The organism is Streptomyces sp. NPDC048650, assembly GCF_043199095.1.
Classification (GTDB): Bacteria; Actinomycetota; Actinomycetes; order Streptomycetales; family Streptomycetaceae; genus Streptomyces.
Genome location: NZ_JBICVM010000002.1, coordinates 150,421 through 167,582, shown reverse-complemented (window position 1 = coordinate 167,582; position 17,162 = coordinate 150,421). Strand labels below are relative to the sequence as shown.

The window sequence follows — 17,162 nt, the reverse complement described above, 5'->3', positions numbered from 1 at the left end:
TCTGCATTCTCCGCGTGTGTGCGCACCATTGTCGGCCAACTTGCTGGACGGACGCATGAATCGGCAGGTGTATGCCGCGGATCGGCCGGAGGTTTTGCGGGGTGCGCTGCGGAGAGGCGCGTGGTGCGGGGTGGTGCGACTACGGATGGAGGCGCTGTGGCGAAGGAACCGGGCAGGGCGGACAGGCCGGACGAGCCGGGCGGTGCGAGTCGCCGTGGTGTTCTCGCCGCCACCGCGGCGGCGGGCCTCGGGTTCCTCGCGGCCTGCGGCAAGGCCACCGTGCAGTCCGATCCCGCGAACGGAGCGTCGCCGCCCGACCGGCGGCCGCGGCCGGCCCGTTCCCCGTCCGCGCAGCCGACCGAACGCCGTCGTCGGCGTCGCCGCCCCGAACTCCCGCGTGGTGGACGGGAACTGTTCCCCCGGCACCGCCTGGTGGGGTTCTGCGGACTGCCCGGTGCCGCCGCGCTCGGGCGCCTGGGTATCGGCGACCCCCGCTCCCGTGCCGCCGAGATCGAGAAGGTGGCGCACTCCTACGCCGCGGGACGCGAGCCGCTGCCGGTGCTGGAACTGCTGGCGGTGGTCGCGAACTCCTCGGCCGGGCCCGACGGGAAATATCGTTCGCGAACGCCGGCCGCCACGATCCGCCGCTTTCACGAAATGGCGCGGGAGCGCCGTGCCCTGCTTCTGCTGAATATCCAGCCGGGCCGCGCGGCGCCGCTCGACGAGGTGAAGGCACTTCGTGAGTGGCTCGTTCATCCCGATGTCGGAGTGGCGCTCGACCCGGAATGGCAGATGGCCGCCGGAGAGGTTCCGGGCACCACCTACGGCCACACCAGCGGGCCGGAACTGACCGACGTCGCCCGCCATCTCGCCGGTCTGGTCGAGGAACACGACCTGCCGCAGAAGCCGCTCGTCTTCCACCAGGTCGCGTCCTCCGTGCTGCACGAGGAATCCGCCCTGCGGCCGCAGCCCGGCGTGGCGCTGATCAAGAGCGCCGACGGGATCGGCTCGCCCGGCCTGAAGCGGGGCACCTGGCGAAAGCTCGTCTCCGACATACCCGACGGTGTGCACACCGGCTTCAAGCTGTTCTACGAGGAGGACGCGGAGGGCAGCCGGCTGATGACCCCGAAGGAGGTCCTGGCGCTCACACCGCGCCCCGAGTACGTGATGTACGAGTAGCGGTCCGGCGGTCCATCCGTCCGGTCGTCCAGCCGTCCGGTCGTCGGTCAGGCGCCGGCCCTGGCGATCAGGCGCTCGGCCGCCGAGCGCGCCGTGGCCAGTGCCTGCCCGCGGTCGGTGTCGCGTTGGCCGAGCACGACCCGGGTGCTCAACCCGTCCAGCAGCGCCAGGAGTTCGAAGGCGCGCGCCGGTACGTCCATCGCGGCGAACCGGTCGCGCGCCACACCCCGGGCGAGCAGCGTCTCCAGATCCTGCTGCCAGCTCCGGTCCATCTCTTCCTGTGCCCGGTGCAGCGACTCGTTCGACGGGGAGCGGGCCCAGAGCTCGATCCACAGCATCCAGCGCGCGTCGCGGGGGCCGCGCGGCAGATACAGGTCCAGGAACAGGTCCAGCTTGCGCTCGGCACTCAGTCGGCGGCCCAGTAGCGCGCGCCGGTCCTCCGCCAGGGCGGCCTCGCTCCAGCGCAGCGCCTCCAGCAGGAGCAGATCCTTGCTGCCGAAGTAGTAGAGGATGTGGCCGCCGCTGGTGCCCAGCCGCTCGGCGAGGGCGGACATGGTGAGGGTGGCCAGGCCGTTCTCGGCGATCGCCGCCATGGCCTCTTCGAGCATCCGTTCCTGGGCGATGTGCCCATCGCGCCGTCGTGCTGCCCGTACCACCCTTGTCCCCCTGCTCCTCGCTCGTGTGCGGTGCCTCCGCCGCTTCCGTGCCACGTCCGCAGAGCGTCCGGGCCGCGCTGTTGTCGCGTCGTCGTCCCCGACCTTAGCCGCGAATCCGCGCAGGGGTCTTGACGGGCGGGGGAGCGGTCACACATCTTGAATGCCGTTCTAAAAGTTAGAACGGTATTCAAGGTGTGGACGTGGAAGGGCGGTGCGCGGATGGCGCGGCAACAGTCGGACACAGAGACCCCGGACGCAGAGAACCTCCGGGCGGCGGGCGGCGCGGCCGGTGCCGTCGGGCACGGCACGAGCGCCGATACGACGGCCACGGCCACGACGGCCCCCGCGGCCACCCCGGGCGCTCCGGACAGCGACGAGGTGTTCCGGGTCGAGACCCACGGCATCGATCCGATCCCCGACGAGGAGCGGCACGGCGGCGCCAAGGACCTGTTCTGGCTCTGGTTCGGCTCCAACCTCACCTTCACCTACGTGATCAACGGCGCCCTCGCGGTCGGCTTCGGGCTGTCCTTCTGGCAGGCGACCGCGGTCGTCGTCCTCGGGGGGCTGTCCTTCTTCGCGATCAGTGCCGCGGGCCTGAGCGGTATCCGCACCGGGACCGCCACCCTGGTGATCTCCCGCGCTGCGTTCGGCGTCCGCGGAAACTGGCCCGCCGGACTGCTCAACTGGGTGGTCAGCATCGGCTACACCATCGTGAACACCGTCGTGGGAACCCTCGCACTGGAGGCGTTCTTCACCGACCTGGGCTGGCACGGCGGCACCTTCGCCCGCGCTCTCGCGCTGCTGGTCACCCTCGCCCTCACCTTCGTGGTGGCGATGTGGGGGCATGCCACGGTCCAGTTCGCCGAGCGCTGGATGGCGTACGTCCTGGCCGTCGGTTTCGCCGCCTTGCTGGTCTTCGTCCTGCCCGGGGCCCACACCACCGGCCACGCCGCGGCGCCCGGCGCCGCGGGCTGGAGCCTGGCGTTCGTGGTGATGCTGGCCGGGCCGTTCTCGTATCTGCCGATGCCCGCCGACTACACCCGCTACCTGCCGAGGACGACCACGCTGCGCGCCATCACCTGGACCGGCGCCCTCGGCGGCTTCGTCTCGTCCGTCGCGCTCGGCGTGATCGGTGTGGCAGCCGCGAGCCGCACCGACATGACCGACGCGGTGGCCGGCACGGAGAAGCTGCTGCCGGGGTGGTTCCAGCCGGTCTTCCTCGCCCTCGTCCTGGGCGGTTCGGTCACCAACTCGATCATCACGCTCTACTCGTCCTCGCTGAACCTCCAGGTCCTGGGCATTCCCTGGAGCCGCTCCAAGGCCATCGTCATCAGCGCCACCGTCACCGCCCTCGGCTCGCTCGGCGCGCTCTTCCTCGCCGACTTCACCGAGTCGCTGCTGTCCTTCCTCTCCCTGCTGATCATCGTCTTCGCCCCCTGGGGCGGCGTCTTCCTCGCCGACATGCTGATGCGTCGCTGCCGCTACGACACCGAGGCCCTGCACGCGGGGCGCGCGGGGGCGTACTGGTATCGCTCCGGCTACCATCCGGCGGGCCTCGTCGCCCTGCTGGCCGGGATGCTCTTCTCCGCCCTGACCTGCGACTCCGAGCTGTGGACCGGCCCCTTGGTCGCACCGCTCGGCGGCGCCGACCTCACCCTGCTCGGTTCGGTCGTCTCCGGCCTCGTCCACTGGGTGCTCGCCCGGCGCAGCGTGGCCGCCACGACCCCGGCCGGCTGACGGCCGGCCCCCGGCCCGCACCGCACACGACCGCCCCCGCATCCCTCACCCGCCCACCCACCACCCGCACTCGCACCACCTCAGGAGCACACCCTTCATGTCCGCCACCACCACCGCGCCCACCCCCACCGCGGCCGACCTGGTCCTCACCGGTGCCCGCATCCACACGGTCGACCCGGCCCTGCCCGAGGCGCAGGCGCTGGCCGTGTGCGACGGCCGGATCGCCTGGCTCGGCCCGGACGCCGACGCCGGACGGTGGACCGGCCCGGACACCACGGTGCTCGACGCCGGCGGGCGGCTGGTGCTGCCCGGATTCATCGACGCCCACAACCACGTCCGGCTCGGCTCCGACGACGCCTGCGTCCAACTCGCCGGCGCCCGCAGCCTCGAGACGATCCACGAGCGCATCCGCACCTGGTGCGCGGCCCACCCGGACGCCGAGTGGATCGAGGCCGAGGCCTTCGACTACTCCGCGATACCCGGCGGCCGGATGCCGCGTGCGAGCGACCTCGATCCCGTCACCGGTGACACCCCCGCCTTCGTCCTCAGCTACGACGTCCACACCGCCTGGCTGAACACCGCCGCGATGCGTCGCCTCGGCATCGGCCGGGACCGTACGAGCCTGCCGTTCGGCGAGGCGGAGATCGACCCGGAGACCGGTGAACCCACCGGATTCGTCAAGGAGTTCGCGGTCAAGGGCCTCTCCCGCGACGGGCACCGGGCCCTGAAGGAGCTCGGTGTCCCGTGGGCCTCGGCCGACCGCCAGTACGGGCGCCTGGCCAAGAGCCTCGACGACGCCGTCCGCTTCGGCATCACCACCGTCGTCGAACCGCAGAACTCCCTGGACGACCTCACCCTCTTCGAGCGCGCCCGCGCCGAGGGCCGGCTGCGCTCGCGGATCGTCGCGGCGCTCTTCCACCCACGCGGCACGACCGACGCCGACCTCGACGACTTCGCGGCGGCCGCGCAGCGGCACGACGACGACCGGCTGCGGGTCGGCCCGCTCAAGCTGTACATCGACGACGTCGTCGAGCCGCGGACGGCCGCGCTGCTGGAGCCGTACGCGGGCTGCGGCCACCACCGGGGCGAGACGTTCTACCCGGCGGCGGACTTCGGGGACCTGCTGGTCAAGCTGGACGCCCGCGGCTTCCAGTGCTTCGTGCACGCCACCGGTGACCGCGGTATCCGTACCGTCCTGGACGCCGTCGAGCAGGCCCGCACCGTCAACGGCCCGCGCGACGCCCGTCATCAGGTCGTGCACGTCGAATGCCTGGACCCGCGCGACACCCCGCGCTTCGCCGAGCTGGGTGTGGTGGCCTGTATGCAGCCGCGGCACTGCGCCCCGGAGATCGCCGGGCCGGGCCAGGACTGGGCGGAGAACGTCGGTCCCGACCGTTGGCACAAGGCGTGGCCGATGCGCAGCCTGCACGCCGCGGGAGCCGTCCTGGCCTTCTCCAGCGACTGGAACGTCGCCGAGATGGACCCGATGATCGGCATCTACACCGCGCTCACCCGGCGGCCGTTGGCCGGTGGCGCGGCCTGGCAGCCGACGGAGACGGTCGACGTGGAGACCGCGGTGCACGCCTACACGATGGGCTCCGCCTACGCCAACTTCCTGGAGGAGGAACGCGGTTCGCTGACCGTGGGCAAGCTCGCCGACTTCGTGGTGCTGTCGCGGGACATCCTGCGCGCCGCGCCCGAGGACATCCCCGGCACGACCGCGCGGACGGTCGTCGTCGGCGGTGAGATCGTGCACCAGGTCTGACGGGCGGCGCGAGAGTCGGCAGCGAGGGCGGACGGCCCGAGGGGGACGTCACAGGGCCTCCCGCCCTCGGGTCGACGGGCCCCGTGCCGCGGTCCGGTCGAAGAACAACCTCTTCCACTCCTGCCTCGCCCCGTGAGGGGGCCCCTGCCGGCTGCCCGAGCGGCGCCGCCGCGGCGGGGGCACGATGAGCGTATGTTGCTGGCCGACCTGGCCCAGGTCTCCGCGGACGTCGCCGCGACCTCGGCCCGTACCCGGAAGACCGCTCTGCTGGCCGCGCTGTTCCGCGCCGCCGAGCCGCAGGACGTCCCGGTCGTCATCCCCTACCTGGCCGGACGGCTGCCGCAGGGCCGCATCGGCGTGGGCTGGAGCGTGCTGCGCGAGCCGGTGCCCGCGGCCGAGCGCGCCACGCTCACCGTGCGCCAGGCGGACGCGGCGCTGACCGCGCTCGCCCGGGTCGGCGGCGCCGGAGCGCAGGGGGAGCGCCGGCGGCTGGTCCACGCACTGCTGGCCGCGGCGACCGGACCGGAGCAGCGGTTCCTGGTCGGCCTGCTGACCGGCGAGGTGCGGCAGGGCGCGCTGGACGCGCTCGCCGTCGAAGGGCTGGCGGCGGCGACGGAGGTGCCGGCGGCGGACGTACGGCGGGCCGTGATGCTGGCCGGATCGCTGCCGGACGTCGCCCGCGCACTGCTCGCCGAAGGGCCCCCGGCACTCACCGCGTTCACCCTCACCGTCGGCCGGCCGATCGGCCCGATGCTCGCGCAGAGCGCCGCTTCGGTGGGCGAGGCCATCGACAGACTCGGCCCGTGCGCCGTGGAGCAGAAACTCGACGGCATCCGGGTCCAGGTCCACCGGGACGGCGACGACGTACGGATCTACACCCGCACCCTGGACGAGGTCACCGACCGCCTCCCCGAGGTCGGCGCACTCGCCCTCGGCCTCCCCGCCACCCGTTTCATCCTGGACGGCGAGGTGATCGCCCTGGGTGACGACGGACGGCCGGTGCCGTTCCAGCGCGTCGCGGGCCGGTTCGGCTCGCGGGTGGACGTCACCGCCGCACGCGCCGCGCTGCCCCTGTCGCCCGTCTTCTTCGACGTGCTCTCGCTCGACGGCCGCGACCTGCTGGAACTGCCCGGCGCGGACCGGCACGCCGAGCTGGCCCGGCTGGTGGGACAGGAGCTGCGGGTGCGGCGCCGGACGGTGCCCGACCCGGACGACGCGGCGGGCCGCGCCGCCGCCGCCGACTTCTGGGAACGGACCCTGCGCGAGGGCCACGAGGGCGTCGTCGTCAAGGCCCTCGACGCTCCCTACCGTGCGGGCCGCCGCGGCGCCTCCTGGCTCAAGGTGAAGCCGGTGCACACCCTCGACCTGGTCGTGCTGGCCGCGGAATGGGGACACGGCCGGCGCACCGGCAAGCTCTCCAACCTGCACCTCGGGGCGCGCGGGGCGGACGGCGGGTTCGTGATGCTCGGCAAGACGTTCAAGGGCCTCACCGACGCCACCTTGACCTGGCAGACCGCCCGGTTGCAGGAGCTGGCGGTGGCGGAGCGGGGACACGTGGTCACCGTGCGGCCGGAGCTCGTCGTGGAGGTCGCCTACGACGGCCTCCAGACCTCCACGCGCTATCCGGCGGGCGTGACGCTGCGCTTCGCGCGTGTGGTCCGCTACCGCCAGGACAAGACCGCGGCGGAGGCGGACACGGTGGCGGCCGTGCTGGCCGCACACCCCGGCGGGGAGGGCTAGCGCCGTGGCCGGGAAGCGGAGCGCGGGGCTGCTGCTCCACCGGGAGCGGGACCACGGTGTGGAGGTGCTGCTGGCGCACATGGGCGGGCCGCTCTGGGCGCGGCGGGACGTGGGTGCCTGGTCGGTGCCGAAGGGGGAGTACGTACCGCCGGAGGAGGCCCGGGACGCGGCCCGGCGGGAGTTCACCGAGGAGCTGGGACTGCCGCCCCCGGACGGGCCGTACCTGCCCCTGGGGGAGATCCGTCAGGCCGGCGGCAAGGTGGTGACCGTCTGGGCGGTGGCCGGCGACCTGGACCCGGCCCGCATCGTGCCCGGCACTTTCGAGACGGAGTGGCCCAGGGGGTCGGGTGTGCTCCGCAGCTTCCCGGAGATCGACCGGGTGGCGTGGTTCGCCCCGGCGGATGCGGCGGAGCGGATGGTCGCGGGGCAGCGGGTGTTCCTGGAACGGCTGGCGGAGCGGCTCGCGGGGACCGGCTGACCGCCCCGGATGCCGTCCTTTGGGCACGGCTCGCCCTGGACACCTCCGCCGTCCACCGGGCAGGCTGTCGACGGGGAACAGACGGGGGGCCCTGGGGACGGGGTCATGAGCATGCCGCGGGGGCCGCGTGTTGCGCATCCATTTCGACGAGCGGGACATCGCCCGCGTACAGATGGCGTCCGCACCGGACCCGCTGTGGGAGACGGTGCTGGCGATGCACCAGCTGACGGCACCGGGCAACGGCGCGCCGGTGTACGCCGCCTGGCGGGCCCACGCGCGGGCCGAACTGGCCGAGCGCGGCCTGACCCGGGCCGCCCGGCTGATCCACGCGCTGGCACCGGGCAACGCCCGCTACTTCCCGGACTTCCTGACGCCCGACGCCGGGCGCGACGGCCTGGCCGCGGGGCTCACCGCCCTGCGCGAGACACCCAGGGACCGGCTCACCGGGCAGCTCCGCCGGGCCGGGAGCGCGGCCCGGCTGCCGCGCTGGGTCGGCGCCGTGACCAAGGGCAGCCGGCGACCGCTGGACGAACTCGCCGTCGCCTTCCGGGAGGTGCACCGCACGGTGGTCGCCCCGGACTGGACGGAGGCGACCGCGACGGCCGACCGCGACCGGGCCGCGCGCGCCCGCACGCTGTGCCACGGCGGAGTCGACGGCATGCTCGGCTCCTTCCGCCCACAGCTGCGCTGGGAGCCTCCGGTGCTGCACGTCGACTACCCCCGCGACCGCGATCTGCGGCTGCACGGACGCGGACTGCGGCTGATCCCCTCGCACTTCTGCTGGCGCCGGCCCATCGCGCTCGCCGACCCGGACCTGCCGCCGGTGCTGGTCTATCCCGTCGAGCACTCCACGTCCTGGGCGCCCGCCGCCACCCGGGCCTGCCACCCGCAGGCCCTGTCCACGCTGCTCGGCCGGACCCGGTCCCGGGTCCTCGCCGCCCTGGACGCGCCCGTCACCACGGGTGAACTGGCGCGCAGGCTGCGGGTGTCCGCCCCCTCGGCCAGCGCCCATGTGAGCGCGCTGCGCGAGGCGAACCTCGCGCACAGCCGCCGCGACGGCGGGTGCGTCGTGCACGCCCTCACCCCGCTCGGCGCGGCGCTGCTGCACGGCGAGCTGGCACCCGCACGGCTGCCGGGCCGGCCGTGACCGCTCAGGGCCGCACCTGGATCTTGCGGCCCTGCCCCGCCCGGAAGCGGTCCAGCGCCGACGCGTACCCGTCCAGCGGCAGCCGGTCGCTGATGAACACCTCGGGATCCAGGGCACCGGCGGCGAACAGCTCGGCGGCGCGTTCGTAGCTGTGCAGTACGGCCATCGAGCCGGTGATGGTGATCTCCTGGTTGTAGATGCGGTACGGCTCGATGGTGGCGCGGGCGGCGTAGTCGGCGACGCCGAACTGGAGGAAGGTGCCGCCCTTGCCGACCCGGCCCAGCGCGTCCTGGATGGCGCGTTCGTTGCCGGTGGCGTCGATGACCACGTCCCAGCCGCGTGGGCGGTCGAGCTCGTCGGCGGAGCCGGCCGCGTTGCTGCACCCCAGGGTGCGGGCGGTGGCCAGCCGGTCCGGGTTGATGTCCACGACGTCCACGCCCGCCGCCCCGGTGCGCTTGGCGAGTTCGAGCATCATCAGGCCCATGGTGCCGGAGCCGTAGATCAGCACCTGGGTGCCCAGCTGCTGGGAGCGCAGGATGTCGTAGCCGCGTACCGCGCAGGAGAGCGGCTCGATCAGGGCGGCGTCCTCGGTGCGCACATGATCGGGCAGCTTGACGCAGTTGGCGGCGGGCGCGACGGCGAACTCCGCGGCACCGCCGGCCGTGGTGACCCCGATCGCCGCCCAGCGCTCGCAGAGGTTGTTGCGGCCGGTGCGGCAGTAGCGGCACTCGAAGCAGTAGAGCGACGGGTCGACGGCCACCCGGTCGCCCTCGGTGAGCTCGGTGACCGCGCTGCCGGTGGCGACGACCGTACCGGCGAACTCGTGCCCCGGCACGACCGGCAGGGTGGGGGCGAACTCGCCCTGGAGGATGTGCAGATCGGTGCCGCACAGCCCGCAGGCGGCGACGGAGACCACGACCTCGCGGGGGCCGGGCGCCGGGTCCTCGACGGTGGCGATCTCGACCGAGCCGGGGGCGGTGATCACTGCGGCCTTCATTTCACGGCTCCAAGGGAGAGGCCCTGGACGAGCTTGTCCTGGGCGGCGAATCCGGCGACGAGCACCGGGAGGGAGATGACGGTGGCGGCGGCGCACACCTTGGCCAGGAACAGGCCCTGGCTGGTGACCAGTCCGGTCAGGAACACCGGTGCGGTACCGGCCACGATCCCGGTGAGAACCCGGGCGAACAGCAGCTCGTTCCAGCTGAAGATGAAGGAGATCAGGGCTGTCGCCGCGATCCCCGGCATGGCGACCGGGGCGACGATCCGGGTCAGGGTGGTGGTCAGCCCCGCGCCGTCGATCGAGGCGGCCTCCAGCATCTCCACCGGGACCTCGGCGAGGAACGAGCGCATCATCCACACCGCGATCGGCAGGTTCATCGAGGTGTAGAGGACGACCAGCAGCCAGATGCTGTCGAGCATCCCGGTGTTCTGCGCGACGAGATAGATCGGCAGCAGCCCGGCCACCAGCGGCAGCATCTTCGTGGACAGGAAGAAGAAGAGGACGTCGCTCCATTTGCGTACCGGCCTGATGGCGAGGGCGTAGGCGGCCGGCACCGCCAGCAGCAGCACCAACAGGGTGGCGACGACGGAGGCCGTCAGCGAGTTGACCAGCGGGGGCCAGGGGCTGACCCCGCCGCCCGACGCGCCGAAGAAGTCGCGGTAGCCGTGCAGGCTGAGCCCGGCGCCGACGCTCGGCGGGTTGGTCGCCGCGTCCGTCTCGCTGTGAAAGGACGTCAGCACCATCCAGGCGACGGGCAGGAAGAAGGCGATCCCGCACAGCCAGGCCGCCAGGCCCAGCAGACCGCCGGTGCGCCGCCGGCGCCGTGCGGCGGGGGAGGCGCCGCCGCCGGGGCGGCGCCGGGTCAGGGGTGCGCTGTTCATCGGGTGACCTCCTCGCGCAGCAGGGACGAGACGGTGCGCAGCGCGAAGGTCGCCACCAGCAGCGAGCACAGCACCACGACGACGCCCTGCGCGGACGCCCGTCCGTAGTCATGGGCCTGGTAGAAGGTCTGGTAGACGGTGTACGGAAGGTTGGCCGTGCCCAGGCCGCCGGACGTGATGGTGAACACCGCATCGAAGTTCTGCACGACGTACACCGTGCCCAGCAGTGCGGCCAGTTCCAGGTAGCGGCGCAGATGCGGCAGGGTGAGATACCGGAAGATGTCGACGGCGGAGGCGCCGTCCATCCGGGCCGCCTCGACCGCGTCCGTGGCCCGGCTCTGCAGCCCGGCCAGCAGAATCAGCATCATGAACGGCGTCCACTGCCAGATCAGCGACACCTCCACCGCGGCCAGCGGAGAGTCGGTCATCCAGTCCGGCTGTGGCGGGTCGTCGCCGCCGAACAGTCCCCATATCCACGTCAGCGCGCCGTTGAGCAGCCCGTACGAGGCGTTGTACAGCGCGTGCTTCCACAGCAGCGCGGAGGCGACCGGCACGACGAGGAACGGCGTGATCAGCAGGGTCCGTACGACGCCGCGCCCGCGGAAGCCACGGTCGAGCAGCAGCGCCAGCCCGAGCCCGAGCAGCAGGCTGACCAGCACCACGGTCACCGTCAGCAGCACCGTCGTACCCACCGAGGCGCGCATCGCCGGGTCGGTGAAGACGGCTCGGTAGTTGTCGAGGGCGGCGAAGCCGCGGTGGTCGGGGGCGAGCGCGTTCCAGTGGACGAAGGAGATCACCACGGTTGCCACGAACGGGAGCTGGGTGACGACGACGAGGAACACCAGCGCCGGGAGGAGGGGCGCACGGCGGGCCCAGTTCTTCGCCCGCTCGGTCCGGCGGGCACGGGCGGCCGGGCCGCCGGCGCGCCGCGCGACGGTGGTCTCGGCCCTGGGGGCCGCCTCAGTGGTCGGCGTAGGCATCGGACACCTCCCGCGCCAGTCGCTGGCTCTTCTTCAGGGCCGCGGGCACGCTCTGCTTGCCCGCAATGGCCGAGCTGATCTCCTGGGAGACCTTGGTGCCCAGGTCGGAGAACTCGGGGATGCCGACGAACTGGATTCCGGGAGCCGGGCGTTGCTGTACGCCGGGGTCGCCGGGCCGGGCCGAGCTGATCGCCCGTTCGGTCGGCCCGGCGAACGCCACGGACGCCTCGCTGTAGTCCGGGTCGCGGTAGAGGGAGGCCCGCTTGCCCCCGGGCACCCTCGACCAGCCCAGTTCACGGCCCACCAGCCGCTCGTAGCCCTTGCCGGAGGCCCAGCGGATGAACCGCCACGCCGCGTCCTGGTGCGTGCTGGCCTTCTGCACACCCCACGCCCAGGTGTAGAGCCAGCCCGCGTTCCGGGTCCGTTCCACCGGTGCCGGCGCGTAGCCGACCTTGCCCGCGACCTTGGAATCGGCGCCCTCCAGCGAACCGGCACCGGCCGTCGCGTCGTACCACATGGCGACCTTGCCCTGTTGCATGTCGTTGAGGCACTCGGTGTAGCCAGCCTGCGGGGCGCCCGCCTGGCCGTGCTTGCGGACCAGGTCGACATAGAACCGGGTGGCCTCGGCGAACCGCGGGCTGTCGACCTTCGCCTGCCAGTCCTTGGTGAACCAGGTGCCGCCGAAGGTGTTGACGACGGTGGTCAGCGGGGCCGCCATCTGGCCCCAGCCCGGCTGGCCGCGCAGACAGATGCCCTTCATGCCCTTCCGGGATCCGTCCAACTCGGCGGCGATCGCGGCGACCTGATGCCAGGTGGGCCGCGCGGGCATGGTCAGTCCGGCGGCCTCGAGGAGGTCCTTGCGGTACATCAGGAACGACGACTCGCCGTAGAAGGGCTCCGCGTAGACCTTGCCGTCCGCAGCGGTGAGCGAGGAGCGGACCGGCGCGAGGATGTCGCCCTGGTCGAACCGGCGGTCCTCGGCGGCCCGCTCGCCGAGCGGGGAGAGCCAGCCGTTGCGGGCGTAGATCGGCGTCTCGTAGTTGCTGACGCTGGCCACGTCGTACTGCCCGGCCTGGCTGGAGAAGTCCTGGCTCATCTTGTCGCGCAGATCGTCCTCCGGAAGCACGGTGTAGTTCACCTTGATGCCGGTCTCCTTGGTGAAGTGCTCGGCGGTGAGCCGCTGAAGATCCACCATCTGCGGGTTGTTGACCATCAGGACGTTGAGGGTGCGGGCGTCGTCGTTCCCCACGTCGCCGGCGCCGCGGTAGCAGCCGACGGTGGTCAGCGACAGGGCCAGGACGATCGGGGCCAGCCCTGCGGCGCGGCCTCTGCGGCGCTGTCCGGGGGGTCGCCCGGGGGGTCGTGCTCTCACGGCTCGTACCTTTCTGGGACGTGTGGCGGGTCGGGGACGTGTGGCGGGCCCGGCCGGCGGGGGAATCCGGGCCGCGGGCACGCCGGACGGACCGCCGGCGGCCCGGGGCGGGCCTTCGGCGGTGTGCGGTGGCCGATCTCTGTACGGGGCCGATCGTCCGGGCGGCCCCTGTCCCGGTCAGACCCGGAGCACCTGCGGCCCCAGGAGGGAGTAGCGGTGAGCCTCCGGCGCGGAGAGCCCGGCGTCGGTGACGATCGCGTCGAAGTCGCCCACCGCGGCGAACCGGCAGAAGCTGCTGGCCCCGAACTTGCTGTGCACCCCGACCAGCACCCGGCGCCGCGACGAGCGGACGGCCTGTTCCTTCACCTCGGCGACCGCCGGATCGGGGGTGGTCAGACCGTGTTCGCGGGAGATGCCGTTCGCGCCCATGAACGCCAGATCGATCACGAACCGGGCGAGCATGTCCCGGGCCCAGGAGCCCACCGTCGCCTGCGTCCCGGAGCGGACCCGGCCGCCGGCCAGCAGGACGGTGGTGGAGTCGGACGCGGCGACCAGGGATGCGGTGCGCAGCGAAGCGGTGAGCACGGTCAGCGGCCGGTCGGCGGGCAGCAGCGTGGCGACCAGCTCCGGTGTGTAGCCCTCGTCCACGAACACCGTCTCCGCCTCGCCCACCAGCTGCACCGCGGCCGCCGCGATCCGGCGCTTCTCGGCCACCTGCTGCGTCTCCCGCCGCGCCAGCGTGGTCTCGAAACCGGCGCTCTCGACCGGATACGCCGCGCCGTGCGTGCGCCGGATCAGGCCACGCCGCTCCAGCTCGCTCAGATCGCGCCGTACGGTCTCCCGCGCGACCCCGAACTCCGCGGCGGCGTCGGCGACCTCGACCCGCCCCGACTGCCGGGCGAGCGCGAGGAGGCGGTGCTGACGTTCCTCGGCCCTCATGGTGCTCTCCTGCCGTGGCGGCGTCGCTGTTCGGTTACGGGCCTCTCCGGTGGTCCGGATCGACGGTCCGTTCGGTCACGGGCCTGCCCGTTTCTGCCCGCCTGAGGTTTATAGCAACGCCGGACCACCGGACGTCAGCCCGTCACGCGGAAAAACCTGACCGTTTCCGCCCGCATCGGAACCCCTCCGGCCTGGGCGTATGCCGCCTCGGGCGGCCCGTTCGCGCCCCCGGACGCTCCGTCCGGCTGCCCGTCGCCCCGGACGCGACCCGCGCACGACCCGCGTACTCGGGCGGGCCGTGCCGGTGTTGCGGTCGAAAAGGGCGCTTAGTCTGGACGGCATGAGTGCGGAGATGCGGTCCTTGGCGGTCACGGCGATCGTCCAGGCAGAGGAGTGCGCGGTGCTGCGGGTCAGCGGGGAGCTGGATCTCCGTACCGAGCAGACCTTTCTCGCCGAGGCCCGGACGGTCGTCTCGGCCGGGCACCGCTTCCTCGTGCTCGACCTGACGGCCCTGCGGTTCTGCGACTCGCGGGGGCTCAGCTGTCTGCTCGCCCTGGAGTGGCTGTGCCGGCGGCTGGAGGGGCGGCTGTTCCTGGCCTCGCTCGGCGTGCGGATGCTGCGGCTGCTGATCGGCACGCAGTCCCTGGGCGTCTTCTCCTGCTACCCGACCGTCGGCCACGCACTGGCGGCCGTTCCCGATGCCAGCCGTCCGGCGTGGCCACCGGAGGTGGCGGGGCCGCCGCCGACCGATGACCCGTTCGTGTGAGGCAGTACGTCATCGGGGTGACGGGCCCGACGGCGGCCAGGCGGCCGGACAGCCCGCCCCCAGCCAGGCGCCGTCGAACCGCGCAAAAGTGATCCGCTGGTACGGACCCGACTCGTAGAGCAGCCCGAAGGTGCCGTCCTGGAGCCGGGTGAGGGTGGAGTAGGCCGCCGGGCCCGGGGTGACGACCCGGGAGACGGGCCAGCTCCGCCCGTCGTCGCAGGACAGCCGTACGGTGAGGTTCCGCCGCGCGGCGGCGCTCGCGGTATTGCTGAACAGCAGCCAGTGCGCCGGTGCCCGGCCCGGTTGCGCGGTCGGGTCGTAGCGCAGGATCGACGCGTTGTTGACCGGGTCGACGAGCTCGTCGTCCGCGACCGGCGGGCTGTACGTCAGCCCGCCGTCCCTGGAGCGGGCCACCAGGCGTCTGGTGCCGCTGCCGGTACGGCTGTTGAGCAGGATGTCGCCGTCGGCCAATTCGACGGTCTTGTTCTCGTCCATCAGTGGCCCGACCGGTGTGCCCAGCCGCCAGGTCTCCCCGTGGTCGTCGCTGTACGCACTCGCCGCCCACATGCCGCCGTCGGCCTTGCGGAACGCGTACTGCTGCAGCAGTCGCCCGGTGGAGAGCTGGATGCCGGTTCCGGACGAGGCGAAGAAGCCCAGCCACGAAGGGTCCTTGAGGTCCTGGGTGAGCCGGCGGTGGCGCCAGCTGCGGCCACCGTCGTCGGAGTAGTGGTAGTCGGCGTGCAGGGTCGTGGTGCTGTCGTGGTCGTTGCCCGCGCCCGCGTTGCGGAAGCCGATGCCCTTGGGGCCGTATGCGTGGAAGAGGAAGAGGCGGCCGGTGTGCCGGTCGACGAGCAGACTCGGGTCGCCGGCGCCCGCGCCGCCGTCGTAGTCGGCGACGGCCTGCTGCGGACTCCAGGTCCGGCCGTTGTCGGTGCTGCGCCGGACCATCACATCCACGTTGCCGGGCAGATCGGCGGCGCTGTCGTTACGTCGGTCGTAGGCCGCCACGAGGGTGCCGTCCGGCAGCGTCTCCAGGGCCGGGATGCGGTAGGTGTGCGCCCCCTGGCCGGAGACCGCCACGTCGGTGGACTCGTACAGCGGGGCGGGCGCGTGCGGGGGCGTGGAGGCATGCGGGGGAGGCGGCTCGGCGGCGGCCGGCGGACCGACGCCGGCGGTGAGCAGGAAGGCCAGCGAGAGGGAGCGGGCGGCAATCACCGGACGGGCCTTCACCGGACCTCCAGGGCGGGGCGGGGCGGGACAGGGCGGGTGGGGCGGGTGAGCGTGAGGAGGGGCTGCGTGTGCGGAGAGGGAGCGTGAGGAGGAGGGGCTGCGTATGCGGAGATACTGGACATGGGATGTCCGATGTCCGGTCTCGACGCCAAGGTAATCCCAGCCGGTCCGGACCACGCGCCGGCGGCACCCTTCGCCCGGGCCGGCGCGGTCAGGGCATGTCGTCGGGCACGGCGCCCGCACGCAGCGCGGCGATCAGCGCCTCGACCGACGGCCGCTGCCGCGCGGCAGCGGCGACGGCGACCACGATGTGCCGCTCGACCACCTCGGCCAGCGGCACCGGCGCGATGCCCTCGGAGCGCAGCCGCAGCATCAGCCCGGTGAGCGGCGCGACGCCCAGTCCCGCCCCCACCATCGCCAGCGACGTGGCGGTATCGGTCATCTCGTGCACCACCCGCGGCTCGAACCCGGCCCGGCGGCAGGCGGCCCGCATCGCCCGTCCGTAGTACGAGCCGGGGGCCGGCAGGATCCAGTCGAACCCGGCGGCCGCCGCCAGCCGCAGCGGCCGCCGCCCGGCTGCTCCCGCCGCCGGCCCCTCGGCGGCCAGTCCCGCCGGCACGGCCAGCTCGAAGCGTTCGGAGCGCAGCCGCAGCAGCTCCACCGCGCCGTCCGGCGCGAGCGGCGCGTCCGGGTAGTCCAGGCCGAGGGCCAGATCCACCCGGCCGGCGCAGACCTCCGTGTACGCCTGGTCCACATCCACCTCGCGGCTCGCCACGCACACCCCCGGATGGCGCGCCCGCAGCCGCTCCAGGGCCGGCGGCAGCAGCACGGCCGCCGCCGTGCCGAAGACGCCCAGCCGCAGCCGTGCCGAGACCTCCCGGCGGCCGCGCTCCAGGGCGGCCACCGCCTCGGCCTCCGCGGCCAGGATCCGTTCGGCGTGCGCGGCAAGGGTGTGCCCGGCGTCGGTCAGCTCCACCCGCCGCCCCAGCCGCCGGACCAGCTCCGTTCCGGTGACCCGCTCCAGGGCCGCTATCTGCTGGGACACCGCGCCCGGCGTATAGCCCAGGGCCGCGGCCGCCGCGGTCATCGTGCCGCTGCGGGTCAGCTCCAGCAGGGCCCTGAGCCGGACCCCGACCAATTCCATGCCGGGACCCTACCCAGCGGGCCGGAGGCCCAGAACTCCTGATAGATCACGTCCACCAACTGTGCATGGACGTCGGACATCCCACCCGTCACCATCACAAGTGACCCGCCCGATGACGGGCGGACCCCGTGCGAAGACGAACGGGAAG

The 17,162-nt window shown here is 73.1% G+C and carries 15 protein-coding genes; 7 read left to right on the top strand and 8 right to left on the bottom strand.

Annotated features, from left to right (window positions below):
* The first annotated feature begins 156 nt into the window (after window positions 1-156).
* Window positions 157-1,179 carry a hypothetical protein gene (locus ACGFML_RS06495; protein ID WP_393540693.1) on the top strand — a complete coding sequence of 341 codons (1,023 nt, stop codon included), beginning with the start codon at window positions 157-159 and terminating at the stop codon, window positions 1,177-1,179.
* A gap of 47 nt (window positions 1,180-1,226) precedes the next feature.
* On the opposite strand, the gene ACGFML_RS06490 is transcribed toward ACGFML_RS06495, so the two are convergent.
* Complete coding sequence (locus ACGFML_RS06490; protein ID WP_393540691.1) at window positions 1,227-1,835, bottom strand: TetR/AcrR family transcriptional regulator; 609 nt, start codon at window positions 1,833-1,835, stop codon at window positions 1,227-1,229.
* A 192-nt stretch (window positions 1,836-2,027) separates the two neighbouring features.
* On the opposite strand from ACGFML_RS06490, the gene ACGFML_RS06485 reads away from it, so the two are divergent.
* The 5 genes from ACGFML_RS06485 (at window position 2,028) to ACGFML_RS06465 (ending at window position 8,702) form a co-directional block, all read left to right on the top strand.
* Window positions 2,028-3,572: a purine-cytosine permease family protein gene (locus ACGFML_RS06485; RefSeq protein WP_393540689.1), complete on the top strand. Its 1,545-nt coding sequence runs from the start codon at window positions 2,028-2,030 to the stop codon at window positions 3,570-3,572.
* Window positions 3,573-3,669: 97 nt separating this feature from the next.
* Window positions 3,670-5,337, top strand: a complete 1,668-nt coding sequence (locus ACGFML_RS06480) for an amidohydrolase (RefSeq protein ID WP_393540687.1) — start codon at window positions 3,670-3,672, stop codon at window positions 5,335-5,337.
* A 192-nt stretch (window positions 5,338-5,529) separates the two neighbouring features.
* The gene (locus ACGFML_RS06475; protein WP_393540685.1) at window positions 5,530-7,077 is read left to right on the top strand and encodes an ATP-dependent DNA ligase; all 1,548 of its coding nucleotides are present in this window, start codon (window positions 5,530-5,532) and stop codon (window positions 7,075-7,077) included.
* A gap of 4 nt (window positions 7,078-7,081) precedes the next feature.
* Window positions 7,082-7,555: an NUDIX domain-containing protein gene (locus tag ACGFML_RS06470; protein ID WP_393540683.1), complete on the top strand. Its 474-nt coding sequence runs from the start codon at window positions 7,082-7,084 to the stop codon at window positions 7,553-7,555.
* Window positions 7,556-7,682: 127 nt separating this feature from the next.
* Window positions 7,683-8,702 (top strand): ArsR/SmtB family transcription factor, encoded by a 1,020-nt coding sequence (locus tag ACGFML_RS06465; protein WP_393540682.1) that lies wholly within the window; start codon window positions 7,683-7,685, stop codon window positions 8,700-8,702.
* A 4-nt stretch (window positions 8,703-8,706) separates the two neighbouring features.
* Here ACGFML_RS06465 and ACGFML_RS06460 read toward each other — a convergent pair whose 3' ends face one another.
* From ACGFML_RS06460 to ACGFML_RS06440, 5 genes are all read right to left on the bottom strand, one after another.
* Window positions 8,707-9,699 (bottom strand): zinc-dependent alcohol dehydrogenase family protein, encoded by a 993-nt coding sequence (locus ACGFML_RS06460; RefSeq protein WP_393540680.1) that lies wholly within the window; start codon window positions 9,697-9,699, stop codon window positions 8,707-8,709.
* Window positions 9,696-10,583: a carbohydrate ABC transporter permease gene (locus ACGFML_RS06455; RefSeq protein WP_393540678.1), complete on the bottom strand. Its 888-nt coding sequence runs from the start codon at window positions 10,581-10,583 to the stop codon at window positions 9,696-9,698. Before ACGFML_RS06455 ends, ACGFML_RS06460 begins: the two co-directional genes overlap by 4 nt.
* Window positions 10,580-11,563 (bottom strand): carbohydrate ABC transporter permease, encoded by a 984-nt coding sequence (locus ACGFML_RS06450; protein ID WP_393540676.1) that lies wholly within the window; start codon window positions 11,561-11,563, stop codon window positions 10,580-10,582. The genes ACGFML_RS06455 and ACGFML_RS06450 overlap by 4 nt, the downstream gene beginning before the upstream one ends.
* The gene (locus ACGFML_RS06445; protein ID WP_393540674.1) at window positions 11,544-12,935 is read right to left on the bottom strand and encodes an ABC transporter substrate-binding protein; all 1,392 of its coding nucleotides are present in this window, start codon (window positions 12,933-12,935) and stop codon (window positions 11,544-11,546) included. The genes ACGFML_RS06450 and ACGFML_RS06445 overlap by 20 nt, the downstream gene beginning before the upstream one ends.
* A gap of 177 nt (window positions 12,936-13,112) precedes the next feature.
* Window positions 13,113-13,874 (bottom strand): DeoR/GlpR family DNA-binding transcription regulator, encoded by a 762-nt coding sequence (locus tag ACGFML_RS06440; RefSeq protein ID WP_393540672.1) that lies wholly within the window; start codon window positions 13,872-13,874, stop codon window positions 13,113-13,115.
* Window positions 13,875-14,214: 340 nt separating this feature from the next.
* Between ACGFML_RS06440 and ACGFML_RS06435 the strand changes: the two genes are divergently transcribed.
* Window positions 14,215-14,640 carry an STAS domain-containing protein gene (locus tag ACGFML_RS06435; RefSeq protein ID WP_393540669.1) on the top strand — a complete coding sequence of 142 codons (426 nt, stop codon included), beginning with the start codon at window positions 14,215-14,217 and terminating at the stop codon, window positions 14,638-14,640.
* 9 nt (window positions 14,641-14,649) lie between these two features.
* Here the strand turns inward: ACGFML_RS06435 and ACGFML_RS06430 are convergent, their stop codons facing one another.
* Both ACGFML_RS06430 and ACGFML_RS06425 read right to left on the bottom strand, forming a co-directional pair.
* Window positions 14,650-15,870, bottom strand: coding sequence for an exo-alpha-sialidase (locus ACGFML_RS06430; RefSeq protein WP_393540667.1), 1,221 nt, complete (start codon window positions 15,868-15,870; stop codon window positions 14,650-14,652).
* Between the two features lie 211 nt (window positions 15,871-16,081).
* Complete coding sequence (locus tag ACGFML_RS06425) at window positions 16,082-17,014, bottom strand: LysR family transcriptional regulator (protein ID WP_393540665.1); 933 nt, start codon at window positions 17,012-17,014, stop codon at window positions 16,082-16,084.
* Window positions 17,015-17,162: the final 148 nt, after the last annotated feature.